The organism is Streptomyces sp. NPDC001848, from assembly GCF_042891915.1.
Classification (GTDB): domain Bacteria; phylum Actinomycetota; class Actinomycetes; order Streptomycetales; family Streptomycetaceae; genus Streptomyces.
The window spans coordinates 142,654-168,426 of the sequence record NZ_JBIATP010000002.1 but is presented as its reverse complement, the minus strand read 5'-3'; the positions used below and the strand labels follow the sequence as shown (position 1 = coordinate 168,426).

Below are 25,773 nucleotides of genomic sequence, written 5' to 3'. Positions count from 1 at the left end.
GTGCCCTTCTCAACTAGCCCACGCTCCCACCTGATTGAAAGAAGAACCCCCACTTTTCGGAGCCGCAGATGAACAGACACCGATCCCCAGGTGTCTTCCTCCGTAGCGCGAGCGCCGTGGCCGCCGGCGCCCTGGCGCTCGCGGGTGCGACGGCGCTGGCCGCCGCGCCCGCGCGAGCGGACGCCACCGCCAAGGACGATGTGATCGCCAACCTGTGGGAGTGGAACTGGAACTCGATCGCGTCCGAGTGCACCAACGTGCTCGGCCCGGCCGGGTACGGGGCGGTGCAGGTCGCGCCCCCCGAGGAGTCCCTCAAGCAGTCCAGCTACTACTGGTGGGACGTCTACCAGCCCTACTCGTACAGCCTGAACAGCCGCTTCGGCACGCAGACACAGTTCGCGAACATGATCACGACCTGTCACAAGGCGGGCGTGAAGGTCTACACGGACGCGGTGATCAACCACACGGCCGCCCAGACCGGCACCGGCTACGACGGCACCACGATCACCAGCAAGTACAGCACCCCCGACTGGAGCCGATCCGACTACCACGACTCGTCCGACTGCCCCACCTCGGACCTGACCATCCAGGACTACTCGAACCTCACCCAGGTCCAGAACTGCGAGCTCCTCGGCCTGCCCGACCTGAGGACCGGCTCGGACACGGTGCGCGCGGGCCTGGCGAACTACCTCAACAAGCAGCTCGCGCTGGGCGTGGACGGCTTCCGCATCGACGCGGCCAAGCACATCCCCGAGGCCGACATCGCGGCGATCGAGTCGAAGCTGACGAACACGACGTCGGGCTCGTCCCCCTACGTCTTCCAGGAGGTCTACCCGGGCACGACCCCGCAGCCGAGCGACTACTACGCCTCCGGTGACGTCCTGGACTTCACGTACGCGAGCAAGCTGAAGTCGGCGTTCCTGGGCAACGTCTCCGACCTGGCCTCCCTTTCCTCCTCCGGGATCCTCCCGGCGGCGCACTCGGTGTCGTTCGTCACGAACCACGACACCGAGCGCAACGGCCTGCACCTCAGCTACAAGGACGGCGACACCTACAAGCTCGCCAACCTCTTCCAGCTCGCCTACAAGGGGGCGACGCCGACGGTGTACGCCGGCTGGGAGTGGACGCAGAGCGACCAGGCCCCGCCGAACTCCTCCGGTTTCGTGACCGACACCGACTGCTCGAACGGCGCGTGGTACTGCCTGGACCGCGACACGGCAGTGGTCGGCATGGTGGCCTGGCACAACGCGACGGACACGGCGGCCATGTCCAACTGGCAGACGATGTCCTCGAACGTGATCGGCTTCGGCCGCAGCGGCAAGGGCTTCTTCGCGCTCAACAACGGCTCGAGCAGCGCCACGTACGCCTTCGCAACGGGCATGGCGGACGGCACCTACGCGAACGTGACCGACGGCGGGGCCACGAAGATCACTGTGTCCGGCGGCAACGCGAGCATCACCATCGGGGCGAAGAGCGCGGTCGCGTTCTACAACGCGAGTTACACGTGCACGGTCGGCTGCACCGATACGGGCGGCGGCTCGACCCCGACGGTGAGCGCGACGTTCAACGAGTACGCGTCCACGACGAGCGGCACGAACGTCTACGTCGTCGGCTCGATCGCGGCGCTGGGCTCCTGGGACACGTCGAAGGCGATCAAGTTGTCGTCATCCGGGTACCCGGTGTGGTCGGGTGAGGTGAGCGTGCCGACCAACACGTCGTTCCAGTTCAAGTACCTCAAGAAGGACTCTTCCGGGAACGTGACCTGGGAGTCGAACGCCAACCGCTCGGCCGCCACGACCACATCGGCGGTTGCGCTCGACAACTCCTGGAACCTGGCGGACGCGAACGCGACCGACATCACCTTCAACGAGTACGCGACGACCGACTGGGGCACCAACGTCTACGTCGTGGGCTCCATCCCGTCCCTCGGTTCCTGGAACACGGCCGACGCGATCCCGCTGTCGTCGGCGTCGTACCCGACGTGGAGCAAGCTGGCGATCGTCCCCAAGAGCACGGCATTCGATTACAAGTACCTGAAGAAGGACGGCTCGGGAAACGTGACCTGGGAGTCCGGCGCGAACCGCTCGTACACCACGGGCACGTCGTCGGGCTACACCACCAGCGACACCTGGAAGTGACCCGTCCGCCGCGCAGCTCCCGCTCAGCCGAGGACGAGCGGGAGCTGCGCGGCGGTGCCGACCAGCAGCGCGTCCACATCGGAAAACGACGCCGGAAACGGGGTTCCGCCGATGTTCTCCAGCAGTGCGCGTGCCGCCGCCGGCGTCTTGGCGGGCGGCTCGGTGGCCGACGGCAGGTGCGCGATCAGATCGAGGTGGTGCAAGCTCCATTCAAGGACGTAAGCGGAAAGGTGATCGCCGACGGTCAGCACCTCGTCGCGTGTGCTGACACGGGCGGCCGGATCAGCGAGTTCGGCGGCCCGGCCCGCGGCGGAGCCGACGTCGTCGAAGTGGAACTTGAGCCACCGCGGCTCGCCCTATGCGGCGGCCAGCCGAGGGATCAGCGCCTCGGGCGGCTGCTCTCCGGTCGGGAGTTCGGCGAGCTTCCCATAGGTGACCGCGTCCACCGTCGGTTCGCTTTCCGCAGGCGTCACCAGGGTGACCAGGACGTCCTGAGCGCCGATGACCAGGTGATACACCAGGTCCCCCACGAGCCGGCCCGCGCAACCGGACGGCCGCTCGAACTCCTCGTCCGGAATGTCCGCCACCGCCGTGCGCAGCGCCGCCCAAGACCACACGAAGAGATCCACTGCGACACGGTACGGCCGGCCCGGAACGGCGGAGAAGCGGGTTGAACCGGCGAGCCGCGTCCCCGTCGGCGAACTGCTCGTGCTCCACCCCCGCGAGATACCATGCCCTGCACCGAGGAGGCCGCCATGCCGAAGCCCGCCGGATACGATGAAGAACTCGACTACCTGGTGCGCTAGGCACGTATGGCTCCTCTCTACTTCGTTCCGCCGACATCTGCTGGTTCACGGCTGGCTGAGGCATCATCGAGCCCATGACCGAGCCCTCCTACCTCGCGGCCGTCCGGGAGTCGTACGACACCGTCGCGGCCGACTACGTCGCACGCGTCAAGAACCCCGCCGACCTCGACCCCTTGTCGCGCGCCATACTGGCCGCGTTCGCCGAAGTCGTGCGGGACGCTGAGCTGGGTCCGGTCGCGGACCTGGGCTGTGGGCCCGGCAAGGTGACGGCGCACCTGTCCGGACTGGGGGTGCCGGCCTTCGGTGTCGACGTGTCACCGAAGATGGTGGAACTGGCTCGGCAGACCTATCCGGACCTGCGGTTCACGGTCGGTTCGATGACCGCGCTGGAGATGGGCGACGGCGAACTCGGGGGCGTCCTCGCCTATTACTCCACTCACCACACGCCGCCGGAACTCCTGCCGGTCGTGTACGCCGAGTTCCACCGCACCCTGGCGCCCGGCGGACATCTGCTGCTCGTCGGCTATGTCGGAAATGACGAGCACTTGCGTCCGACACAGGCCTACGGCGGTCACCCCGTGTCCTACGAGTCCCATCTGCTGCCGCCGGACCGGATCGCGGAACTGCTGGAGAAGGCGGGGTTCATCGTCACCGCGCGACTGGTGCAGGAGCCCGCGGAGGGGATGAAGAGGCCCTTCGCAAGCTTCCTGGCCCGCAGACCGTAGGGCGGCCGGGCCCGCCGTCCCGGCGACGGCGGGCCCGGCGACGTGCATGGCGGGCCGTCAGGCCGTGGTCCACCACACCGTCGTGTCCGACGGCAGCTTCGCCTCCGCTTCCGCGACCGTCACCTCCGCGCTGGCCACCAGGACGCGCCCGTACGCCGGGATCGTCACCGCCTCGCCCGTCGTGTTCGCCACGCAGACGAAGTCGCCTCGGCGGAAGGCGAGGACGCCCTCGGGGGCCTTCAGCCACTCCACCGCTTCCCCCGCGCCCAGGTCCGGGTGGGCGCGGCGGGCCGCGAGGGCGGTCCGGTACAGCTCCAGGGTGGAGCCGGGGGCGCCCTGCTGGGCCTCCACGCTCAACTCACCCCAGTTCTCCGGCTGCGGCAGCCAGCTGCCACCGCTGCCGAAGCCGTACGACGCACCCGTACGCGTCCACGGGATCGGGACCCGGCAGCCGTCGCGGAAGCCGTCCTGGCCGGCGCCCCGGAAGTAGGCGGGGTCCTGGCGGACCTCGTCGGGGAGGTCCACGACGTCCGGGAGACCCAGTTCCTCACCCTGGTAGACGTACGCCGATCCCGGCAGCGCCAGCATCAGCAGGGTCGCCGCCCTCGCCCGCTTGAGGCCCAGTTCGCGGTCGCCGGCGTCGCGGATCTGGGTGCCGAGGGCCGTGTCGTGGGCGAAGCGGGTGGCGTGCCGGGTCACGTCGTGGTTGGACAGGACCCAGGTGGCGGGGGCGCCGACCGGGCGCATGGCGTCGAGGGTGCGGTCGATGACGGCGCGCAGTTCGGCCGCGTCCCAGTGGGTGCTCAGGTACTGGAAGTTGAAGGCCTGGTGCAGTTCGTCCGGGCGGACGTAGTTCGCGGTGCGCTCGATCGTCGGGGTCCAGGCCTCGGCGACGAAGATCCGGTCGCCTGAGTACTCGTCGAGGATCCTGCGCCACTCGCGGTAGATCTCGTGCACACCGTCCTGGTCGAAGAACGGCATGACATCGTTGCCCAGCAGCTTGAGCTGGTCGCGGGCGCCCAGGTCGGGCAGGCCGTCGGCCTTCACCAGGCCGTGGGCCACGTCGATACGGAAGCCGTCGACGCCCATGTCCAGCCAGAAGCGGAGGATCGAGCGGAACTCGTCCCCGACGGCCGGATGGTTCCAGTTGAAGTCGGGCTGTTCGGGGGCGAACAGGTGCAGGTACCACTCGCCGTCCGGGACCCTGGTCCAGGCCGGGCCGCCGAAGATGGACTCCCAGTCGTTGGGCGGGAGTTCGCCGTTCTCCCCCTTGCCGGGGCGGAAGTGGTAGCGGTCCCGCAGCGGCGATCCGGGGCCTTCGGCGACCGCCCGCTTGAACCACTCGTGCTGGTCCGAGGAGTGGTTGGGGACCAGGTCGACGATGATGCGCAGGCCCAGCTCGTGGGCGTCGCGGATCAGGGCGTCGGCGTCCAGCAGGCTGCCGAACATGGGGTCGACGGCACGGTAGTCCGCGACGTCGTAGCCGGCGTCGGCCTGCGGCGAGGCGTAGAAGGGGCTGAGCCACACGGCGTCCACGCCGAGGTCGCGCAGATACGGAAGTCGGGAACGTACGCCCTCCAGGTCGCCCATGCCGTCGCCGTTGCTGTCGGCGAAGCTGCGCGGATAGACCTGGTAGATCACCGCGTCCCGCCACCAGTCGCGGTGGGAGGCGACAGTGGCGAGGGCGGTGTTCGGGGCCGGGTCGGCGGAGTGCTGGCTCATGGCGTCCTTGATAACGAGGTTCGGGTCATGGGCGTGGGTACGGCGGGCGGTGACGAGGCGGCCGCGGTGACAGCGGGGTCGGATGGGCGCACCGCGGCCGCCACCCGCGCGGACAGGCGCGCGGGAGCCTTGGGACACCGGGCGATCAGCCTTTCGTGCCGCCCGCGGTGAGGCCGGTCACCAGGTTCTTCTGTACCAGGTAGAAGAACGCGGAAACGGGTATCGCGATCAGCACGGCGGTGGCGGCCATCAGGTTGCGCTGGGCATCGTGCTCGCTGACGAAGCTCTGCAGGCCGACGGCGAAGGTGTAGTTGCTGTCGCTCAGCATGAACGTCGAGGCGAAGGCGACCTCGCCGAACGCGGTGAGGAAGGCGTAGAAGGCGGCGACCGCGAGACCGGGCTTGGCGAGCGGCAGGATCAGCCTGACGAAGGTGCCGAACGGGGTGAGTCCGTCGACCCGGCCCGCCTCGTCGATCTCGAAGGGGATCGTGTCGAAGTACCCCTTCAGCAGCCAGGCGCAGTACGGAACGATCGTCGTGCTGTTGATCAGGACCAGGCCGAGGTAGGTGTCGATGAGTCCCAGGTCCGACATGATCTGGTACATCGGCACGATCAGGACGGCGATCGGGAACATCTGGGTGAGCAGCAGCAGCCACATGAACTTCCTGTAACCGGGGAAGCGCATGCGGGAGACCGCGTATCCGGTGGTGGCGGCGATCAGCACGCCGATGACCGTGGTGCCGCCCACGACGATGAGCGTGCTCTTCAGCCAGTCGAAGAAGCTGGTGTGCTTCAGGACGAACGCGTAGTTGTCCAGCGTCATCGTGTGCCAGATGTGCCCGGGGTGCAGATAGTCGTCCTTGTCCGGCCCGAGGGACAGGTAGATCAGCCAGCCGACCGGGAAGAAGGCGATGAAGCTCGCGACGATCAGCAGGGCGTGCGAGGCGAGGGTCGCGGCGGGGCCGCGCTCGCCGCGCCGGCGCGCCCTGCGCCGCGACGCGCCCGCGACGGACTGCTCGGTCACCGCGGCGGAGGTCTCAATTGTGGTCGTACTCATTTCGGACTCCTGCCTCAGATCGCGAGCTGCTGCTCGTTGCGGTTCAGCCAGCGGCGGTAGAACGAGGTGAAGACGATCAGGATGGCCAGCAGCAGGATGCCGTAGGTGGCGGACTGCGCGAAGTCACGCGGCTGCTGACCGAAGCCCAGGTAGTACGCCCAGGTGACGAGGATCTGGGCGTCCGGGGCGGTGTTGCCGAACAGCAGGAAGATGATGGCGAACTGGTTGAAGGTCCAGATGACGCCGAGCAGGACCACGGTGGAGCTGACGGACCTCAGGCCCGGCACGGTGACGTACCGGAACCGCTGCCAGGCATTCGCGCCGTCCATCTCGGCGGCCTCGTAGAGCGAGGTGTCGATGGCCTGCAGCCCGCCGAGCAGCGACAGCATCATGAACGGCACACCGCACCAGGTGTTGACCATGATCGCGGCGAACCGCTGCCAGAAGGTGTCCTCCAGCCACTGTGGCTGGGGCAGGTGGAGGGCGTGCAGGGCGGCGTTGAGGATGCCGCTGTCGGCGAGCATGAAGCGCCAGCCGAAGACGGTGACGAAGGTGGGCACGGCCCAGGGCAGCACGAGGATCAGCCGGTAGAGGGTGCGCCCGCGGAACTTCTGGTTGAGCAGCAGGGCGAGGCCCAGACCGATGGTGTAGTGCAGGGTGACGCAGACGACCGTCCACACGATCGTCCAGATGAAGTGCGACCAGAAGCGGTCGTAGGACAGCGGACCGAACAGGACGTCCTTGTAGTTGTCGAGCCCGATGAACTTGTAGGTGGCGTCGATGTGGTTGACGCCGATCGTGCGGGCGCTGTTGAGGCTGTTGGCGTCCGTCAGCGTGAGGTAGAAGCCGTACACCAGCGGATAGATCACGAGCGCGCCGAGCACGACGGTGACCGGGGCGATCATCGCGTAGGCGTACCAGTGCTTCTGGTAGGCGTGTTTGATGCGCCGGCCCAGGCCGGGCCGGGGCGCGCGGTCACCGCGGCGCTGGCCGGTCGCGCGGTCGATGGCGACTGTCATGGTGCGACACCTTCGGGGAGATCAGAGGAGATCAAGGGGCGGGCCTGGGCACAGGCCGGTGGCCGCCGGATCCTTCCCCCCAGGTCCTTGTCCGGAGGATCCGACGGCCACTCGGGCTCACTTGCTGAAGTCGGGGACCAGCTTCGCGATCGCGAGTTCCGCGTTGCTCAGTCCCTTGTCCAGCGACTCGGTGCCGCCGGCGACCTTGGGCAGCTCGGTGTCGAGCGGACCCCACAGGGAGCTGTACTCGGGCAGCGCCGGGCGCGGCTGGGCGGCGGACAGAACCGACTGGTAGCCGGCGATGCCGGGGTCGGCCTTGACCTGGGCGGTGTAGGCGTCGTCACGCGTGGGCAGCGTGGAGTTCTTCAGGGCGATGGTCTCCTGGGACTTCGCCGAGGTCATGAAGTTGACGAACTTCAGGGCGGCTTCCTGGTGCGCCTTGTCGGAGCCGGCGTAGACGGAGAGGTTGTGGCCGCCGGTCGGGGCGCCCGCCCTGCCGGTGGAGCCGGCCGGGACGGTGGCGATGCCGAGGTTGGACTTGTCGCTGAAGGCGCTGCCCTTGTAGAAGTTCGTGATCTCCCAGGGGCCCTGGATGATCGCGGCGACCCTGCCGTTGACGAACGCGTCCTGGATGTGGGCGTAGGCGTCGGCGGTGGTGTCGGCCTTGTGCAGGCCCTTGCCGGAGAACAGGCTCAGCCAGGTGCCGTACGCCTTCTTCGCGGCGGCCGAGTTCACGGTGATCTTCTTGGCGGCGGCGTCGACGGTGTCGGTGCCCTCGCCGTAGAGGAAGGTCTGCGCGTAGTAGGCCTGGGTGGAGCCCCAGTAGCCGTCGGCGCCGGTCTTGTCCTTGACCTTGGCGGCGTCGGACTTCAGCTCGTCCCAGGTCTTCGGGGCTTCGGTGATGCCGGCCTTCTTGAACAGGGCCTTGTTGTAGACGAGGGCGAGGGTGTCGGTGACCAGCGGCACGCCGTAGGTCTTGCCGTCGTACTGGGCCTGCTTGATCAGATTGGGCTGGAACTTGCTCTGGTCGGCGAGGGCCGCGGTGCCGTCCAGCGGCAGGAAGTAGCCCTTCTTGGCGAAGGCGGGGGTCCAGCCGACCTCGGAGCGCAGCACGTCGGGGGCGCCCTTGGAGCCTGCGGCGGTGTCGAACTTGTTCTGCGCCTGGTCGAAGGGGACGTTGACGTAGTTGACCTTGATGGTCGGGTTGGCCTTCTCGAAGTCCGCGATCAGGGCCTTGTACGTCGGCGCCTCATTGGTGGCGTTGGAGGTGTCCCACCAGGTGATGGTGACCGGGCCGCCGGACTTGCCGCTGCCGTTGTCACTTCCGCCGCAGGCCGTCGCCGCGAGGGCGAGGGACGCCACCAGCGCGGTGGCCGCTATGCCACGCCGCATGAGTTCTCCTTGAGGGTGTAAGCCCGAGTGCTACAGGTGGCGGTCCCGTCTGCCGCCCCTGCCGACTGCCGACTGCTTCGTTGCGGCCGCCGGGCGACGGTGAACGTAACAGCGATGCAAGCCTTGCGAAAGACCTTGCAGCAAAAAAGTGCAAGAACGCATGATGGTTACGCCGCCGTGACCTCGTCGTGAGGGGCCGTAAACCTGGATTCTCGGCTGCTGGGCGGGACTGCGGCCACTTGTGCAAGACTCTGCAAGGCCTTGCCACACCACACCGGCGCGGGAATGATCCCGTTGCGGACCGGAGGCCGAACACGACATGAGGGAGCGCGATGACGCAGCAACCCGCAACGGGCCGTTCCACCGCGCGGGCCCGGCGTCCGTTTAATGCACAAACGGAGGTTCGACCGGTACAGTCCGGTGTCGTGACCACACGGCTTGCCGACATCGCGGCGCAGGCGGGGGTCAGCGAGGCGACTGTCAGCCGTGTCCTGAACGGAAAGCCGGGCGTCGCGGCGACCACCCGCCAGTCCGTGCTGGCCGCCCTCGACGTGCTCGGCTACGAGCGCCCGGTCCGGCTGCGGCAGCGCAGCGAGGGGCTGGTGGGTCTGATCACCCCCGAGCTGGAGAACCCCATATTCCCGGCCCTCGCCCAGGTCATCGGCCAGGCCCTGACCCGGCAGGGCTACACCCCGGTGTTGGCGACGCAGACGCCGGGCGGCTCCACCGAGGACGAGCTGACGGAGATGCTCGTGGACCGCGGGGTCGCCGGGATCATCTACGTCTCAGGGCTGCACGCGGACACCACCGCCGACATGCAGCGCTACGAACGGCTGCGCGCCCAGGGCGTGCCGTACGTGCTGGTGGACGGGTTCTCGCCGAAGGTGCAGGCGCCGTTCATCTCCCCCGACGACCGCGCGGCGATGGCGCTCGCGGTGACGCACCTGGTGTCCCTCGGGCACGCCAGGATCGGACTCGCCCTCGGACCCAAGCGGTTCGTGCCGGTGCAGCGCAAGATCGAGGGCTTCGTGCGGACCATGCAGGAGCAGCTCGGGCTGAGTGTCGAGGACATCGAGTCCCGGCTGATCCAGCACTCCCTCTACACCCTGGAGGGCGGTCAGGCGGCGGCGTCCGCGCTGATCGACCGGGACTGCACGGCGGTGGTGTGCGCGAGCGACATGATGGCGCTCGGGGCGATACGGGCGGCGCGGCAGCGGGGGCTGGAAGTGCCCACGGACATCTCGGTGGTGGGTTTCGACGACTCGCCGCTCATCGCCTTCACGGACCCGCCGCTGACGACGATCCGCAAGCCGGTCCCCGCGATGGGGCAGGCGGCGGTGCGCACCCTGCTCGAGGAGATCGGTGGGACACCCGCCCCCCACAGTGAGTTCGTGTTCATGCCGGAGCTGGTGGTGCGCGGGTCCACTGCTTCGGCTCCTGGGGACCGGAGTCGTCCCTAGGCAGTAGTTCCGGCGCTTCGTACCAGTACGCCGGTTGGAGAACGGGTGGCCGGGACCCTTCCAGGGGATGATCGGCGGGGAACGCTTTTCTGGCAAACTCTGTACCTATGGGTGACAGGACCGTGACAGCGGTGGTGGGAGGCCAGGAGCAGGCAGCTCCCCGGCCCGTCACGGACACGGCCGAGGACCGCGCGACCCTGGTCCTGCTGCGCCGGATCCGCACCCCCCGCCGCCCCCGCTTCTGGTTCGAAATCCTGCTCATCGCGCTGAGTTACTGGACCTACTCGCTGATCCGCAACGCGGTGCCGGAGCAGAAGGCCGCGGCGCTGAGCAGCGCCGACTGGGTGTGGCGGCTGGAGAACCACCTGGGGATCGCCGTCGAGGACTCGGTCAACCACGCCGTGAACTCGGTGACATGGCTGATCATCGGGATGAACTACTATTACGCCACACTGCACTTCGTAGTGACACTGGGCGTGCTGGTGTGGCTGTACCGCAGCCATCCGGGCCGGTACGCGGCCACCCGGCTCGCCCTGTTCGCCACGACCGGCGTGGCGCTGCTCGGCTACTACTTCTTCCCGCTGGCGCCGCCGCGCCTGATGAACGGCGGGCACTTCGTCGACACGGTGGTGGTGCACCACACGTGGGGCTCGATGGCGTCGGGCGACCTGAAGGACATGTCGAACCAGTACGCGGCGATGCCGTCGATGCACATCGGCTGGTCACTGTGGTGCGGTCTGACGATCTTCGCGCTGTCGACGGTGCCATGGGCGCGGGTCCTGGGCCTGCTGTACCCGGCGACGACGCTGGTGGTGATCGTCGCCACGGCCAACCACTTCTGGCTGGACGCGGTGGGCGGCACGCTGTGCCTGGCGTTCGGCTTCGCGGTGGTGCGCGTCTGGTACGGCGCGCTGCCGTACGCACTGCCGCGACGGGTGGCGACGGCGGGCGAGCCGGCGCTGGTGCCGGTGCGGGCCTGACCCACCGCGGTCGGGCGTGGCCCACCGCGGTCGGGCGTGGCCCACCGCGGTCCGGGCGGGCTGACCGCCGCCGACGCGTCACGCCCCGTAGAACAGCCTCTCCACCACGCCCCGTGCCCTGCGCGTGGTACGCCGGTAGTCGTCCAGCATGTCCCCGACATGGCCCGGGCCGTACCCGAGGTAGCGGCCCACGGCGGCCAGCTCGCGGGTCTCGGAGGGGAACGTGTCGCCGGCGCGGCCCCGGACCAGCATCACCGCGTTGCGCACCCTGGTGGCCAGGACCCACGCCTCGTCCAGGATCGCTGCGTCCTCCTCGGAGATCAGATCGGCGGCGCACGCGGCGGCGAGGGCGGCGCGGGTGCGGGTGGTGCGCAGGCCCGGTACCGACCGGCCGTGCTGGAGCTGCAGCAGCTGGACCGTCCACTCCACGTCCGACAGCCCGCCGCGGCCCAGCTTGGTGTGCAGGGTCTTGTCGGCGCCCCGCGGCAGCCGTTCGGACTCCATACGGGCCTTCAGGCGCCGGATCTCGCGTACGGCGTCGTCGCCGAGCCCCTGCGCGGGATAGCGCAGCGGGTCGATCAGCTCGATGAAACGGCGTCCCAGGTCCTCGTCCCCGGCGACGCGCTCGGCCCGCAGCAGCGCGTGCGCCTCCCACATCAGCGACCAGCGCCGGTAGTAGGCCTCGTACGACGTGAGGGTGCGCACCAGCGGTCCCGACTTGCCCTCGGGCCTGAGGTCGGCGTCGATCAGGAGCGGCGGGTCGGTGCTGGGGATCTGCAGCAGCCGCCGCATCTCCGAGACCACCTTGTTCGCGGCCTCGGCGGCCTCCCGTTCGTCCACGCCCTCCTGCGGCTCATGCACGAAGATCACGTCCGCGTCGGAGCCGTAGCCCAGCTCGTGCCCGCCGAAGCGGCCCATGCCGATGACCGCGAACCGGGTGGGCAGGGTGTCGCCCCAGCCGTCCCGCACGACAGCCCGCAGGGTGCCCGCGAGCGTCGCCGCCGTCAGGTCCGAGACCGCGCCGCCGACCAGGTCCACCAGGGCACCCTGGTCCGGCCGGGCCGGGGTCTCCTCGGTGCCGTAGGAGCCGACGATGTCCGTGGCGGCGGTGCGGAACAGCTCGCGGCGCCGCACCCCGCGCGCCACCGTGACCGCCTGTTCGGCGTTCTCGGCGCGGCCGACGGCGGCGAGGATCTCCTGTTCGAGGTGGGCGCGGGAGCGGGGTTCGAGTCCGCCGCCGTCCCCGTCGCCGAGCAGGGCCACCGCCTCGGGGGCGCGCATCAGCAGGTCGGGGGCGAGCCGACCGGCGGACAGCACACGGGCGAGGTTCTCGGCGGCGGCGCCCTCGTCCCGCAGCAGCCGCAGGTACCAGGGCGTCTTGCCGAGCGCGTCGGACACCTTGCGGAAGTTGAGCAGGCCCGCGTCCGGGTCGGCGGAGTCGGCGAACCAGCCGAGCAGCACGGGCAGCAGGGTGCGCTGGATGGCGGCCTTCCGGGTGACGCCGGATGCCAGCGCCTCCAGGTGGCGCAGGGCGGCGGCCGGGTCCGCGTAGCCGAGCGCGACGAGCCGCTCCCGGGCCGCGTCGGGGCTCAGCCTGGCCTCGCCGGGGGCGAGTTGGGCGACGGCGTCGAGCAGCGGGCGGTAGAAGAGCTTCTCGTGCAGGCGGCGTACGACGCTGGTGTGCCGCTTCCACTCGCGGTTCAGCTCGCCGACGGGGTCGGTGCGCAGTCCCAGGGAGCGGCCCAGGCGCCGCTGGTCGGCCTCGTCCTCGGGGACGAGGTGGGTGCGGCGCAGCCGGTAGAGCTGGATGCGGTGCTCCATGGAGCGCAGGAAGCGGTAGGCGTCGTCGAGCTGGGCGGCATCCGCGCGGCCGACGTAGCCGCCGGCGGCGAGCGCCTTGAGCGCGTCCAGGGTGGTGCCGCTGCGCAGCGAGGAGTCGGACCGCCCGTGCACCAACTGCAGCAGCTGGACGGCGAATTCGACGTCCCTGAGGCCGCCGGGACCGAGCTTCAGCTCGCGCTCGACCTCGCCCGCGGGGATGTTCTCGACGACCCGGCGGCGCATCTTCTGCACGTCGGCGACGAAGTTCTCCCGCTCGGCCGCCTGCCACACGAGCGGTGCCAGAGTGGCGATGTACTCCTCGCCGAGGTCGAGGTCGCCGGCCACCGGGCGCGCCTTGAGCAGGGCCTGGAACTCCCACGTCTTGGCCCAGCGCTGGTAGTAGGCGAGGTGGCTGGCCAGGGTACGCACCAGCGGACCGTTTCTGCCCTCGGGGCGCAGATTGGCGTCGACGGGCCAGATGCTGCCCTCGACGGTCGTCTCGGAGCAGATCCGCATCATGTGCGAGGCGAGCCGGGTCGCGGCCTGGAGGGCCTTGCGCTCGTCGGCGCCGCTCACGGCCTCGCCGACGAAGATGACGTCGACGTCGGAGACGTAGTTCAGCTCGTGGCCGCCGCACTTGCCCATGCCGATCACCGCGAGCCGGCACAGCGCGGCGTCGTCGGGGGCGGCGGCGCGGGCGATGCCGAGGGCGGCGCGCAGGGTGGCGGTGGCGAGGTCGGCGAGTTCGGCGGCGGCCTGGGCGACGTCGGTGGTACCGCACACGTCGCGCGCGGCGATCGACAGCAGGCAGCGGCGGTAGGCGACGCGCAGCGAGACGGGGTCGCCGGCCTCGGCGAGCTGCCGCTCGAACTCCTCGACGCCGGGGTGCAGGTCGTGCGGCTCGTAGTTCACCAGGGCGTGCCATTCGCCGGGGTGGCGGGCGAGGTGGTCGGCGAGCGCGGCGGAGGCGCCGAGGACACCGAGCAGCCGGTCGCGCAGCGGCTTGGCGGAGATCAGCGTGTCGAGGAGCTCACGGCGGGCGGTGGGGGTGGGCTGCGCCTCCAGCAGCCGGACCAGGCCGCCCAGCGCCAGATCGGGGTCGGCGGTGGCGCCCAGGGCGTCGAGCAGGACGGGGTCCGACCGTATCGGCGCCAGCTCGACGCTCTCCAGTAGCCGCTCGGCTGCGGAGGGGTCGGTGAAACCGTGTCGCAGCAGCCGCGTGAAGGTGCTGCTTCTGCGCCCCTGGGGCACGGTCATCCCTCGGCCTCCCGAGCATCGAGATCAAGCTCCTGCGGCTTTGAGCGTAACCGGAGACGGGGAGGGGAGCGCCGGGGTGGTGCCCGCCGGTGCCCGCGGGGAGCGGGTGCGGGGTCGCGCGGGCGCTCGGGTGGCGGGCGAGGACCCGGGCGGGCGCTTGGGCGGCCGGGGGGCGAGGCCCGCGCGGATGCGCAGGCCCTCGGGGGCGAGGACCCGGGCGGGCGCGGGCCGTCGGGTGGCGGTGCCGGGGGTGTCAGTCCCCCGGCCGGAGCCCCGGCGCCGGCGCCGGCGTGAAGGCATGCCGCAGCTGGTGCGGCACCGCCTCCCCCAGCAGCCGCCGCATCGTCTCCGCCGCGCGGACCGCCGCGTCGGCGCAGCAGTTGTTGAACAGGACGTGCACCTGTTCCGTCCGCTCGGCCAGCTCCCGTACCCGCGGCACCCACTCCTCCAGTTCCCGCTCGGTGTACGCGTGGCGGTAGGCGTCCTCCTTGGACCCGGTGCCCCAGTGCGGGCTGCGCCCGTGGAAGCGGACGACGGCCGGCCGCCGTGCCGTGACCGGCGTGACGGGCGGCACCGAGGTCGCCAGCCCCTGCGCGGTGTCCACGGCGACCGCGGTGGCGTCCAGGTCCGCGAGCAGCGCCGCGGTGGCCGTCTCCCTTCCGCCCCGCCACCACTCCGGGTGCCGGAACTCGACGGCGAACGGCCAGTCACGGGCCCGTTCGCGGCACGCGCGCACGAAGGCCTGGGAGCGCGCGCCGGGAGCGAGCGACGGCGGGAACTGGAACAGCACCGTCCCGAGCCGTCCGGCCCGCCGCAGCGGTTCCAGCGCCTCGGCGAAGCGCGCCCATAACTCGTCGAGCAGGCCCCCGTCACCCGGTTCGGGGGCACGTCGGCGGCCCAGGGCCGGCCGCAGGTCGGCGGGCAGCGCCTCCGGCCGCGTCGGATGCCCGGTCAGCAGCGAGAAGGCCTTGACGTCGAAGACGAAACCGTCCGGTGTGCGCTCCGCCCACAGGCGGCCGGTGCGTTCACCGGGCAGCGCGTAGTACGAGGAGTCCGCCTCCACCACGGGAAACCGCTCGGCGTAGAACCGCAGCCGCCCCTCCGCGTCGCGCCGCCCGCGCGGGTACCAGCCGCTCGCCACCAGCGCCCGGTCCGTCCACGAACACGTCCCCACCAGGATGTCGCCCATGGTCCCCGGGTTGCCCGGGGACGCCCAGCCATGTCCGGACCATGCCACACCGCACGGCCATGTCCGGCACACCGCCGACCACACCGCCCTCCGGCATCGCAACGGGCCCACTCCGCGCCGTACCGCGCGGCGGGTACGAATCAGTAGTCCAGGCCCGCGAACCAGTCGCCGCGACCACCCGGGGTCAGGTCGAGGAGGTGCCAGACGGGGTTGAGCAGGTCGATGCCGCGCTGGTCGATGTCGTCGGCCATGCGCGGGTGGGCCGAGTAGAAGTGGCGGACCGTGCCGTCGCCGTCCCGGGTGAAGACGGAGACGGTGGAGTCCTGCGCGCCGTCCTCGTCCTCGCTGCCGAGGTCGTACTTGAAGGTGCTGTCGCCGCAGCTGAGCAGGCGCAACCGGGACCAGCCGCGGTTGCGGGCGTGCTGCCGCAGGGTGGGCGGGTCGGCCGCGGCGGCGACGGCGAAGTCGGCGTTCCGGGCGATGTGGTGCGCGACGCCGTTGAAGCCGTCGATCCACAGCGTGCACATCGGGCAGGGGTCGGTCTGCAGCTTGCCGTACATGAAGTGGTAGACGATCAGCGGCCGGTCCGGGCCGGTGAACAGGCCGCTCAGGGTGACCTCGCGAACCGGGGTGTCGCCCTCGTCCAGGTCGGCCGGGCCTTCGAGGAAGGCGTAGTCGTCGACGGCGGGGCCCTCGGGCAGCGCCCGGCGCTGGGCGGCGATCTTCTCGCGGTGGCGCATGAGTTCGATCTCGGCGAGCCGGAGTTCTTCGCGGGCGGCGAGGTAGTCGGCGGACTCGCCGGGCAGCCGGGTGTGTCGCACCATCCCGTCCTCCTGGGTGGGGAGCCCCGAGGTCCTTCGAGTCCAGGGCGACACGCCCTGTGAGACGCGCCGGGACCGACGGTCCACGACCGTCGGCCCCAGCGCCTCTGCTCCGGGCTACAGCACCGGCAGGTTCTTCCGCAGCTCGAACGCGGTGACCTCGCTGCGGTACTCCTCCCACTCCTGCTTCTTGTTGCGCAGGAAGAAGTCGAACACGTGCTCACCCAGCGTCTCGGCGATCAGGTCGCTGCGCTGCATCAGCGCGAGCGCCTCGCCGAGGTTCTGCGGCAGCGGTTCGATGCCCATCGCGCGGCGCTCGGAGTCCGTCAGGGCCCATACGTCGTCCTCGGCGCCGGGAGGCAGCTCGTAGCCCTCCTCGATGCCCTTCAGGCCCGCGGCCAGCAGGACCGCGTAGGCCAGGTACGGGTTCGCGCCGGAGTCCAGCGAGCGGACCTCGACGCGGGCCGAACCCGTCTTGCCCGGCTTGTACATGGGGACCCGGACCAGGGCCGAGCGGTTGTTGTGGCCCCAGCAGATGTACGACGGCGCCTCGCCGCCGGCGCCCGCGGTGCGCTCGCTGCCGCCCCAGATGCGCTTGTAGGAGTTCACCCACTGGTTGGTGATCGCCGAGGTCTCCCCGGCGTGCCGCAGCAGACCCGCGATGAAGGAGCGGCCCACCTTGGACAGCTGGTACTCCGCGCCGGACTCGTAGAACGCGTTGCGGTCGCCCTCGAAGAGCGAGAGGTGCGTGTGCATGCCGGAGCCGGGGTGCTCGGAGAACGGCTTCGGCATGAACGTGGCCTGCACGCCCTGCTCCAGCGCCACCTGCTTCATGACCAGGCGGAACGTCATGATGTTGTCGGCGGTGGACAGCGCGTCGGCGTACCTGAGGTCGATCTCCTGCTGGCCCGGGGCGCCCTCGTGGTGGGAGAACTCGACCGAGATGCCCATCGACTCCAGCATGGTGATCGCCTGGCGGCGGAAGTCCATGCCGATGTTCTGCGGGGTGTGGTCGAAGTAGCCGGAGTTGTCGGCCGGCGTCGGGCGGCTGCCGTCCAGCGGCCGGTCCTTCAGCAGGAAGAACTCGATCTCGGGGTGGGTGTAGAAGGTGAAGCCCAGGTCGGAGGCGCGGGCCAGGGCACGCTTGAGCACGTACCTCGGGTCCGCGAAGGACGGCGAGCCGTCCGGCATGAGGATGTCGCAGAACATACGGGCCGTGCCGGGGGCCTCCGCGCGCCAGGGCAGGATCTGGAAGGTCGACGGGTCCGGCTTGGCGATCATGTCGGACTCGTAGACACGGGCGAAGCCCTCGATGGCGGAGCCGTCGAAGCCGATGCCTTCGTCGAACGCCTGCTCAAGTTCGGCAGGGGCCACGGCCACGGACTTGAGGAAGCCCAGCACGTCCGTGAACCACAGGCGTACGAACCGGATGTCGCGCTCCTCCAAGGTCCGGAGCACGAACTCCTGCTGCTTGTCCATCTTCCGCTTCCCCATCCTTGCTGGTCAGGCCGCCTGTCTCCGGTGTGCGCCGGAGGCGGTCGGGCACCTGAGCATCCCACCACAACAGCATTTCATGCGCGTTGCGGACCTTGATCGGCCGCCCGACCCCGGGCTGAACGCCTCGCATACGGCAGGTGTCCTGCTCTGACGCCCATCTTGCCTGTTCGCCGCCCCATACGTAATGGCCGATCTCGTCCCTCTCCCGGCCCGGTTAATTTGCATCTCATATGCAAGTTTTATTACGGTGCCGACGACCGATGCCCACCCTTCCTTCACAAAGGTCCCGCACAGTCCTTCACAAAGGAGTCACGATGCTGTCCGAGCAGTCCGTCGCCACCGTGCGCGCCACCCTCCCCGCCGTCGGTGCCGCACTGGGCGAGATCACCGAGCGCTTCTACGACGGACTGTTCGCCGCCCATCCGGAACTGCTGCGCGACCTGTTCAATCGCGGCAACCAGGCGGCCGGCACCCAGCGGCAGGCACTGGCGGGTTCGATCGCCGCCTTCGCCACGCAGCTGCTGGAGCACCCGGACGAGCGCCCCGACGTGATGCTGGGCCGCATCGCCCACAAGCACGCCTCGCTGGGCGTCACGCCCGAGCAGTACGAGGTCGTCCACCAGCACCTCTTCGCCGCCATCGCCGAGGTCCTCGGTGACGCGGTCACCCCCGAGGTCGCCGCCGCCTGGGACGAGGTCTACTGGCTGATGGCGAACGCGCTGATCGCGATCGAGAAGCGGCTGTACGCGGCGAGCGGCCAGAGCGGGTGGCGTGCGTGGCGCGTCGTGGGGCGCGTCGAGGAGACGGCGGACGTCGCCACCTTCCAGCTCCGCCCGGCCGACGACGGGCCGGCCCCCGACTTCCTCCCGGGCCAGTACGTCTCCGTCCGCGTCGAGCTCCCGGACGGGGCCCGGCAGATCCGCCAGTACAGCCTCTCCGCCGCGCCCGGCTCCGAGGTGCGGCAGATCAGCGTCAAGCGGGTCCACGGCGACGACACGCCGGACGGCGAGGTCTCAGGCCACCTCCACGCGCGCGTGCGTGAGGGCGACACCCTGGAGCTCTCCGCCCCCTACGGCGACCTCGTCCTGGACGCCACGGACGCCCCTCTGCTGCTCGCCTCCGCCGGCATCGGCGTGACCCCGATGATCGCCATGCTGGAGCAGCTCGACCGCACCGGCCACAGCGCCCCGGTCACCGTGGTGCATGCCGACCGCTCCCCCGCCACGCACGCCCTGCGCGCCGACCACGAGGGCTTCGCGGCCAAGCTGCCGGACGCCGCCGTGCACCTCTGGTACGAGCAGGACGCCCCCGAGGGCGCGCACCCGGGCCTCGTGGACCTGAGCGCCGTACCGGTCGCGTCGGGCACGCGCGCGTACCTGTGCGGTCCGCTGCCCTTCATGCGCGCGGTGCGTACCCAACTGATCGAGAAGGGCGTGGCGCCCGCCGACATCCACTACGAGGTGTTCGGCCCGGACCTCTGGCTCGCTCAGGGCTGACGCGGAGAGGGGATCCCCAGCAGGAGGGGTCCCGTCGGCGCCGCGACCATGTCCTCGATCGTCACCGGGTCCAGCGAGGCGAAGAACGCCTCCTGGGCCCGGCGCAGCGCGCCCCGCAGCCGGCAGCCGGTGTGCAGGGGACAGGGCGTGGCGCCCTCGCAGTCGACGACGTCGCCGTCCCCTTCGAAGCGGCGCACGACCGCGCCGACCGACGCGGTGCGCCCGGCCTCGGTGAGCGTGAGCCCGCCGCCCCGGCCCCGGCGGGCCTTGAGGAGCCCCATGTGCGTCAGTTCGGCCACGACCTTCGCGGCGTGCGTGTACGGCACGTCCATGGCCGCCGCGACCTCGCGGGTCGCGGGGCTGGAGTCGCCTGCGACGGCGAGCCGCATCAGGACCCGCAGCGCCAGGTCGGTGGAGCGCAACAGCCGCATGCCGCCAGCGTAGATAATGCGCATCCGAGCTTCAAATTACGCTTCACATCACCGGCGCGAAGGCCGCCCCTTCAGCCGTTCGGGTGGTCCGGCCTAGGTGTATGGACTCCCGCCCCACTACGATCAGCCGTCCCGAAGGTCCCTTTCCCCGAAGGACGCACCATGGGCTCCGCCCCCACCCCCGGTTCCGCCGAGCGCAAGGCCCGCGTGGAGCAGTTGCGCCGTGCGGAACGCGCCCGTGAGCGCCGCAACCGCATCCTGACCCTCGCGGCGAGTGTGGTCGTCGTGGCCGGTCTCGTCGTCGGCGGCGTGGTCCTCATCGACACCCAGTCCGGGAGCAGGGCCTCCGCGGCGAGCGGCCCGAAGGGGTCGGCGGGCGGCCCGGCGGCGTCGGCGAGCGGCTCCAAGGCGTCGGGGAGGAGTTCCAAGGACGTCGGCCACTTCGTCACCGGCAAGGACGGTGTGCGGATCTGGACGGGCACGCTGACCCGCAACCACGTCACCACGAGCGTGTCCTACCCGATGCGCCCGCCCGTGGGCGGCGACCACAACCCGGTGTGGCTGGACTGCAACGGCGACGTCTACACCGAGCCCGTCAGGGACGAGAACGCCGTGCACTCGCTGGAGCACGGCGCGGTGTGGGTGACGTACAGCGGCAAGGCGTCGAAGGCCGACGTCTCGGCGCTCGCGGCGAAGGTGAAGAGGACCCCGTACACGCTGATGAGCCCGTACGAGAATCAGGCGAGCCCGATCGTGCTCACGGCCTGGGGCCACCAGCTCTCCGTGCAGAGCGCCGACGACCCGGGCGTCGACAAGTTCCTCTCCACGTACGTCCAGGGCGAGCAGACGCCCGAGCCGGGTGCCCCGTGCACCGGCGGGACGATGAAGTGAGCCGGCACATCGGCTGGATCGCCGGGGCCGCGGCGGCGGCGCTCGTCGCGACGGGCGCGATCACGTACGCGGTCGCCGAGGACGGCGGGTCCAGGAGCATCAAGGTACCCGCCGCGGACTCCGCGGACGCCGGTTTCGCGCGGGACATGGCGGTCCACCACCAGCAGGCCGTCGAGATGTCGTACATCGTGCGCGACCGCACCACGGACGAGGAGGTGCGCCGGCTCGCGTACGACATCGCGCAGACGCAGGCCAACCAGCGCGGCATGCTGCTGGGCTGGCTCGACCTGTGGGGGCTGCCGAAGGTGTCCTCCGATCCGCCGATGACGTGGATGGGCATGGGAGGCATGGCCTCCGGCAAGGACGGCGCACTGATGCCGGGCATGGCGACCAACACCGAGATGAGGAAACTGGGCGAACTGCGCGGCAAGCAGGCCGAGGTCCTCTACCTGCAACTGATGACCGACCATCACAAGGGCGGCATCCACATGGCCGAGGGCTGCGTCGCCAAGTGCACGGTCGGCGTGGAGAAGAGACTCGCGCAGGGCATGGTCGACGCACAGCGGTCGGAGATCGACCTGATGACGACGATGCTCAAGGAACGCGGCGCCAAGCCGCGCACCTGACGCCCCCGGCCTGCGGACAACCGCCGGCCTGCATACATGTCGACAAAGCGGCATCGAACCGGAGGGTGCCGCAAGGGTATCCCGGCAATCGCAACCTTTCCGCAACACACAAGGAACGCCCGATCCCGCTCAAATCCCCCGTAGTCGCGGCCACTTGGCGTTTCCTTGGTCTCTTCATTCCCCTGGCATGAACCGTTCATCGAGAGAGTGGCCCCCATCGTGTGATCCATTCACCGCGTCGTCATCGCGCGGTGTTCTACGCGGATCACATCGACCGACCACTACATGCGACGAACCGCATCGCAGGGGGTTCTATGAGATCCAACCGCGCCAAGGCGCGCGCCGGGGTGAGCCTGGCAGCGACACTGCCCTTGCTCGCCGGCGCACTGGCGCTCGGCATACCCGCGGCGCACGCCGCGGACAACCCCGGCCGGGACGCGCTCGCGGGCACCAAGCCCGCGTGGGCGACGGCCAAGGCGGACAAGGGCGCTGCCGCCGACAGCGCCCAGGTCAACGCCCGGGTCTACTTCGCCGGCCGTGACGCGCGCGGCCTGGCCGCCTTCGCGAAGGCCGTCTCCGACCCGCACTCGCCGGTGTACGGCAAGTACCTGAGCGCGAAGCAGGCGCAGGCGCGCTTCGGCGCGACCAAGGAGCAGGTGGCCGCGGTGACGTCGTGGCTGAAGGCGTCCGGCCTGAAGGTCACCGCCGTCACGCAGCACTACGTCGCCGTGAGCGGTGACGTGGCCGCCGCCGAGAAGGCGTTCGGCACCCAGCTGCACAACTACGCCAAGGGCTCGAAGACCTACCGTGCCCCGGTGAAGCCGGCCTCCGTGCCCACGAGCCTGCAGGGTGCCGTCCTGACCGTCACCGGCCTGGACAACGCCCCGCACAAGGCGAACCACGACGACCAGCTGCCGCCGCCGGAGACCGTCTTCCGCAACTCCGGGCCGTTCTCCTCGTACTTCGGCTCGAACACCGCGACGACGCTGCCGGACGCGTACGGCCACAAGATCCCGTACGCCATCAAGGGTTACACGGGCGAGCAGCTGCGGGCCGCGTACGGCGCGGGCACCCGCACGGGCAAGGGGGTGCGGGTCGCCATCACCGACGCGTACGCCTCCCCGACCATCGCCTTCGACGCGGCCACCTACGCGAAGAAGCACGGCGACGCCGCCTGGACCACCAGCCAGCTGCGCCAGGTGCTGCCGAACCAGTACACCAAGATCAACGAGTGCAAGGCCGCCGGCTGGTACGGCGAGGAGACGCTCGACGTCGAGGCCGTGCACGCGGTCGCCCCCGCCGCGAACGTCACGTACGTCGGCGCCGCCTCCTGCTACGACGACGACCTGCTCGACTCGCTCAGCAAGGTCGTCGACAACCACCTGGCCGACATCGTCTCCAACTCCTGGGGCGACATCGAGGCCAACCAGACCCCGGACCTCGCGGCCGCCTACGACCAGGTGTTCCAGTTCGGCGCGGCGGAGGGCATCGGCTTCTACTTCTCCTCCGGTGACAACGGCGACGAGGTCGCCAACACCGGTACGAAGCAGGTCGACACCCCGGCCAACTCGGCCTGGGTGACCGCGGTCGGCGGTACCTCGCTGGCGGTCGGCAAGAACGACACGTACCAGTGGGAGACCGGCTGGGGCACCGAGAAGGCCCTGCTGTCGAGCGACGGCAAGAGCTGGGTGAACTTCCCCGGCGCGTTCACCTCGGGCGCGGGCGGCGGCACCAGCAAGACCGTGGCGGAGCCCTACTACCAGAAGGGCGTCGTCCCGGACGCGCTGGCGAAGGCCAACAGCGCCGACGGCAACCGCGTCGTCCCGGACATCGCGGCGATCGCCGACCCCAACACCGGTTTCCTGGTGGGCCAGACGCAGACCCTGCCGGACGGCAAGACGCAGGCGTACGACGAGTACCGCATCGGCGGCACCTCGCTCGCGGCGCCCGTGATCGCGGCCGTGCAGGCCCTCGCTCAGGAGGCCCGCGGCGGGCAGCCGATCGGCTTCGCCAACCCGGAGATCTACGCCAGGTACGGCTCGAAGGTGTACCACGACGTCACGGACAACCCGACGGGCTCCGGACTCGCCGTGGCGCGCGTCGACTTCGTCGACGGCTACGACGCCACGGGTGGGCTGGCCACCTCGGTGCGCAGCCTCGGCAAGGACAGCTCGCTGTCCGCGGTGAAGGGCTACGACGACGTGACCGGTGTGGGTTCGCCCGCTCCCGGCTACGTCGAGTCGTACAAGCACCACTGAGGCACCGCCGGCAACGGCACCTTGAGGGGCGCGGGGTGGGTCCACCCCGCGCCCCTTCGCCATGCGTGGGCCGGCACACACCCCCGCACCACCCCATCGCGTCGCTCTGACGATTACACTGGGCTCGTGCCTCCCTTGAACTTCTGGTCGATCTATCAGCACGGCTTCGCACGCGTCGCCGCGTGCACGGGTCACACCGTCATCGCGGACCCGCACGCCAACGCCGAAGCGGTCCTGCGCCACGCGCGCCGGTGCGCCGGGGAGGGGGTCGCCGTCGCCGTCTTCCCGGAGATGGTGCTGTGCGGCTACTCGATCGAGGACCTGCTGCTGCAGGACGCGCTGCTCGACCAGGTCGAGGAGGCACTGAAGGAGGTGGTGACCGGCTCTGCGGACTTGCTGCCGGTGCTGGTCGTCGGTGCGCCGCTGCGCCACCGCAACCGGGTCTACAACTGCGCGGTGATCGTGCACCGCGGCCGCGTCCTCGGTGTCGTGCCCAAGTCGTACCCGCCGAACTACCGGGAGTTCTACGAGCGCCGGCAGATCGGCGACGGCGCCGACGAGCGCGGCGGGTCGATCCGCGTCGGCGGCGAGGTCGTGCCGTTCGGCGTGGACCTGCTGTTCGCGGCCGAGGACGTCCCGGGTCTCGTCCTGCACGCGGAGATCTGCGAGGACATGTGGGTGCCGGTGCCGCCCAGCGCGGAGGCAGCCCTCGCCGGTGCGACCGTCCTGGTCAACCTCTCGGGCAGCCCGATCACGGTCGGGCGGGCCGAGGACCGCAAGCTGCTGTGCCGCTCGGCGTCCTCCCGCTGCCTCGCGGCCTACGTCTACGCGGCGGCAGGCCTCGGCGAGTCGACCACCGACTTGTCCTGGGACGGCCAGACCATGATCTACGAGAACGGCGTGCTGCTGGCCGAGACCGAGCGGTTCCCGCTCGGCGACAGTTACGCGGTGGCCGACGTGGACCTCGACCTGCTGCGGCAGGAGCGGCAGCGGATGGGCACGTTCGACGACAACCGCCGTACGCACAGCGCGCGGACCGGCGACTTCCGGACGGTCGCGTTCGAGCTCGATCCGCCGCTGACCGACCTGGGGCTGCGCCGTCGCCTGGAGCGCTTCCCGTTCGTGCCGGCCGACCCCGACCGCCTCGCCCTGGACTGCTACGAGGCGTACAACATCCAGGTCGAGGGCCTCCAGCAGCGCCTCGCGGCGATCGGCGGCCCGAAGGTGGTCATCGGGGTGTCCGGCGGCCTGGACTCCACGCACGCGCTGATCGTCGCCGCCCGCGCCATGGACCGCGCGGGCCGCCCGCGCAGCGACATCCTGGCCTGGACGCTGCCGGGCTTCGCCACCAGCGACCACACCAAGGACAACGCCCACAAGCTGATGAACTCGCTCGGCGTCACCGCGGCCGAGCTGGACATCACCCCCACCGCGCGGCTGATGCTGAAGGAGATGGGCCACCCGTTCGCCTCCGGCGAGCCGGTGTACGACGTCACCTTCGAGAACGTGCAGGCCGGGCTGCGCACCGACTACCTGTTCCGGCTGGCCAACCAGCGCGGCGGCATCGTGCTGGGCACCGGTGACCTCTCCGAGCTGGCGCTCGGCTGGTCCACGTACGGCGTGGGCGACCAGATGAGCCACTACAACGTCAACGCGGGCGTGCCGAAGACGCTGATCCAGCATCTGATCCGCTGGGTGATCAGCAGCGGGGAGTTCGACGAGGAGACGGGCAAGACCCTCGCCGCGATCCTCGACACCGAGATCAGCCCGGAGCTCGTACCGGGCGAGGAGATGCAGTCCACCGAGTCGAAGATCGGCCCGTACGCGCTGCACGACTTCACGCTCTTCCACGTGCTGCGCTACGGCTTCCGGCCGTCGAAGATCGCCTTCCTGGCCTGGCACGCCTGGCACGACCCGGAGGCGGGCGCCTGGCCGCCGAACTTCCCCCAGGCCAAGCGGGTGGCCTACGACCTGGCGGAGATCCGGCACTGGCTGGAGGTCTTCTGTCGCCGCTTCTTCGGCTTCGCGCAGTTCAAGCGGTCGGCCATGCCCAACGGGCCGAAGGTCTCGGCCGGCGGTTCGCTCTCCCCGCGCGGCGACTGGCGCGCACCGTCCGACAGCAACGCACGGACCTGGCTGCGGGACCTCGCCCGCTTCGACACCCCGGAGACGTGACGGCCCCTGGGC

Annotated in this window: 18 protein-coding genes and 1 pseudogene; 9 read left to right on the top strand and 10 right to left on the bottom strand. The window is 70.3% G+C overall.

From position 1 onward, the window contains the following. The first annotated feature begins 68 nt into the window (after nucleotides 1-68). A complete protein-coding gene (locus tag ACFYZJ_RS03845) occupies nucleotides 69-2,138 on the top strand; it encodes a carbohydrate-binding module family 20 domain-containing protein (protein ID WP_388562500.1) in 2,070 nt (689 codons plus the stop codon). 23 nt (nucleotides 2,139-2,161) lie between these two features. Here ACFYZJ_RS03845 and ACFYZJ_RS03840 read toward each other — a convergent pair. Continuing rightward, nucleotides 2,162-2,767: pseudogene (locus ACFYZJ_RS03840) on the bottom strand (maleylpyruvate isomerase N-terminal domain-containing protein). A gap of 251 nt (nucleotides 2,768-3,018) precedes the next feature. Between ACFYZJ_RS03840 and ACFYZJ_RS03835 the strand changes: the two are divergent. Continuing rightward, nucleotides 3,019-3,669 (top strand): class I SAM-dependent methyltransferase, encoded by a 651-nt coding sequence (locus ACFYZJ_RS03835; RefSeq protein WP_388562498.1) that lies wholly within the window; start codon nucleotides 3,019-3,021, stop codon nucleotides 3,667-3,669. Between the two features lie 57 nt (nucleotides 3,670-3,726). Here the strand turns inward: ACFYZJ_RS03835 and ACFYZJ_RS03830 are convergent, their stop codons facing one another. The 4 genes from ACFYZJ_RS03830 to ACFYZJ_RS03815 form a co-directional block, all read right to left on the bottom strand. Continuing rightward, nucleotides 3,727-5,391 carry a glycoside hydrolase family 13 protein gene (locus ACFYZJ_RS03830; protein ID WP_388562496.1) on the bottom strand — a complete coding sequence of 555 codons (1,665 nt, stop codon included), beginning with the start codon at nucleotides 5,389-5,391 and terminating at the stop codon, nucleotides 3,727-3,729. Nucleotides 5,392-5,536: 145 nt separating this feature from the next. Beyond that, on the bottom strand, nucleotides 5,537-6,448 hold the full coding sequence (locus ACFYZJ_RS03825; protein ID WP_388562494.1) for a sugar ABC transporter permease: 912 nt from the start codon (nucleotides 6,446-6,448) through the stop codon (nucleotides 5,537-5,539). A gap of 14 nt (nucleotides 6,449-6,462) precedes the next feature. After that, nucleotides 6,463-7,467 carry a carbohydrate ABC transporter permease gene (locus tag ACFYZJ_RS03820; protein ID WP_388562492.1) on the bottom strand — a complete coding sequence of 335 codons (1,005 nt, stop codon included), beginning with the start codon at nucleotides 7,465-7,467 and terminating at the stop codon, nucleotides 6,463-6,465. A gap of 117 nt (nucleotides 7,468-7,584) precedes the next feature. Then, nucleotides 7,585-8,859, bottom strand: a complete 1,275-nt coding sequence (locus ACFYZJ_RS03815) for an extracellular solute-binding protein (protein ID WP_388562490.1) — start codon at nucleotides 8,857-8,859, stop codon at nucleotides 7,585-7,587. Between the two features lie 425 nt (nucleotides 8,860-9,284). On the opposite strand from ACFYZJ_RS03815, the gene ACFYZJ_RS03810 reads away from it, so the two are divergent. Further along, nucleotides 9,285-10,319, top strand: a complete 1,035-nt coding sequence (locus ACFYZJ_RS03810) for a LacI family DNA-binding transcriptional regulator (protein WP_388562488.1) — start codon at nucleotides 9,285-9,287, stop codon at nucleotides 10,317-10,319. Between the two features lie 107 nt (nucleotides 10,320-10,426). Next, nucleotides 10,427-11,299, top strand: coding sequence for a phosphatase PAP2 family protein (locus tag ACFYZJ_RS03805; RefSeq protein ID WP_388562486.1), 873 nt, complete (start codon nucleotides 10,427-10,429; stop codon nucleotides 11,297-11,299). A gap of 78 nt (nucleotides 11,300-11,377) precedes the next feature. Here ACFYZJ_RS03805 and ACFYZJ_RS03800 read toward each other — a convergent pair whose 3' ends face one another. The 4 genes from ACFYZJ_RS03800 to glnA form a co-directional block, all read right to left on the bottom strand. Next, nucleotides 11,378-14,377: a bifunctional [glutamine synthetase] adenylyltransferase/[glutamine synthetase]-adenylyl-L-tyrosine phosphorylase gene (locus ACFYZJ_RS03800; RefSeq protein WP_388562484.1), complete on the bottom strand. Its 3,000-nt coding sequence runs from the start codon at nucleotides 14,375-14,377 to the stop codon at nucleotides 11,378-11,380. Between the two features lie 253 nt (nucleotides 14,378-14,630). After that, complete coding sequence (locus ACFYZJ_RS03795; RefSeq protein WP_388562482.1) at nucleotides 14,631-15,566, bottom strand: DUF72 domain-containing protein; 936 nt, start codon at nucleotides 15,564-15,566, stop codon at nucleotides 14,631-14,633. 140 nt (nucleotides 15,567-15,706) lie between these two features. Continuing rightward, the gene (locus ACFYZJ_RS03790) at nucleotides 15,707-16,390 is read right to left on the bottom strand and encodes a DUF899 family protein (RefSeq protein WP_388562480.1); all 684 of its coding nucleotides are present in this window, start codon (nucleotides 16,388-16,390) and stop codon (nucleotides 15,707-15,709) included. A 114-nt stretch (nucleotides 16,391-16,504) separates the two neighbouring features. Further along, nucleotides 16,505-17,866 (bottom strand): type I glutamate--ammonia ligase, encoded by a 1,362-nt coding sequence (glnA, locus tag ACFYZJ_RS03785; RefSeq protein WP_388562478.1) that lies wholly within the window; start codon nucleotides 17,864-17,866, stop codon nucleotides 16,505-16,507. Nucleotides 17,867-18,198: 332 nt separating this feature from the next. Between glnA and ACFYZJ_RS03780 the strand changes: the two genes are divergently transcribed. Continuing rightward, nucleotides 18,199-19,380: a globin domain-containing protein gene (locus tag ACFYZJ_RS03780; RefSeq protein ID WP_388562476.1), complete on the top strand. Its 1,182-nt coding sequence runs from the start codon at nucleotides 18,199-18,201 to the stop codon at nucleotides 19,378-19,380. Here ACFYZJ_RS03780 and ACFYZJ_RS03775 read toward each other — a convergent pair. Further along, nucleotides 19,371-19,811 (bottom strand): RrF2 family transcriptional regulator, encoded by a 441-nt coding sequence (locus tag ACFYZJ_RS03775; protein WP_388562475.1) that lies wholly within the window; start codon nucleotides 19,809-19,811, stop codon nucleotides 19,371-19,373. The two genes, ACFYZJ_RS03780 and ACFYZJ_RS03775, sit on opposite strands and share 10 nt — an antisense overlap. 162 nt (nucleotides 19,812-19,973) lie before the next feature. On the opposite strand from ACFYZJ_RS03775, the gene ACFYZJ_RS03770 reads away from it, so the two are divergent. The 4 genes from ACFYZJ_RS03770 (at nucleotide 19,974) to ACFYZJ_RS03755 (ending at nucleotide 25,761) form a co-directional block, all read left to right on the top strand. Further along, nucleotides 19,974-20,702 carry a DUF3105 domain-containing protein gene (locus ACFYZJ_RS03770; RefSeq protein WP_388562474.1) on the top strand — a complete coding sequence of 243 codons (729 nt, stop codon included), beginning with the start codon at nucleotides 19,974-19,976 and terminating at the stop codon, nucleotides 20,700-20,702. Continuing rightward, entirely contained in the window at nucleotides 20,699-21,328 is a 630-nt protein-coding gene (locus ACFYZJ_RS03765) for a DUF305 domain-containing protein (RefSeq protein WP_388562472.1), read from the top strand. Before ACFYZJ_RS03770 ends, ACFYZJ_RS03765 begins: the two co-directional genes overlap by 4 nt. Nucleotides 21,329-21,642: 314 nt before the next feature. Continuing rightward, a complete protein-coding gene (locus ACFYZJ_RS03760) occupies nucleotides 21,643-23,586 on the top strand; it encodes a protease pro-enzyme activation domain-containing protein (protein ID WP_388562470.1) in 1,944 nt (647 codons plus the stop codon). A gap of 126 nt (nucleotides 23,587-23,712) precedes the next feature. Continuing rightward, nucleotides 23,713-25,761, top strand: a complete 2,049-nt coding sequence (locus tag ACFYZJ_RS03755; RefSeq protein ID WP_388562468.1) for an NAD(+) synthase — start codon at nucleotides 23,713-23,715, stop codon at nucleotides 25,759-25,761. Nucleotides 25,762-25,773: the final 12 nt, after the last annotated feature.